The sequence below is a fragment of the Erwinia sp. V71 genome (assembly GCF_965644245.1).
Taxonomy (GTDB): Bacteria; Pseudomonadota; Gammaproteobacteria; order Enterobacterales; family Enterobacteriaceae; genus Erwinia.
The window spans coordinates 1-273 of sequence record NZ_CBFFRK010000326.1 but is presented as its reverse complement, the minus strand read 5'-3'; the positions used below and the strand labels follow the sequence as shown (position 1 = coordinate 273).

Genomic DNA, 273 nt, shown 5'->3' with positions numbered 1-273 from the left:
CGGTTCTTTGTTCATTTACCATACGATGACAGGACGAAAAAATGGTTCCCATCGAATTAATCGCACCTTCCTTAATGCGTCAGCTGGCGCAATTGCGTGAGCGCCAGCAGATATTATGGCGCGAGTTATATCATTTCCTGCTGGGTAAAGAGACAGGCGGCGAATTGCCGCTCAGCAGTGTCTCTGTTGTTGATTGCTAGGGAAGGTGCGATTTAATCGTCAATTATGAGAACATAACCCTTTCTTTGACATAGACTTTTCACGATGCCCGCT

At 46.2% G+C, this 273-nt stretch carries 1 protein-coding gene; it reads left to right on the top strand.

The window, feature by feature from the left end; translation table 11 throughout:
* Nucleotides 1-41 precede the first annotated feature (41 nt).
* Nucleotides 42-200 (top strand): hypothetical protein, encoded by a 159-nt coding sequence (locus ACSZO1_RS22825; protein ID WP_437616695.1) that lies wholly within the window; start codon nucleotides 42-44, stop codon nucleotides 198-200.
* Nucleotides 201-273: the final 73 nt, after the last annotated feature.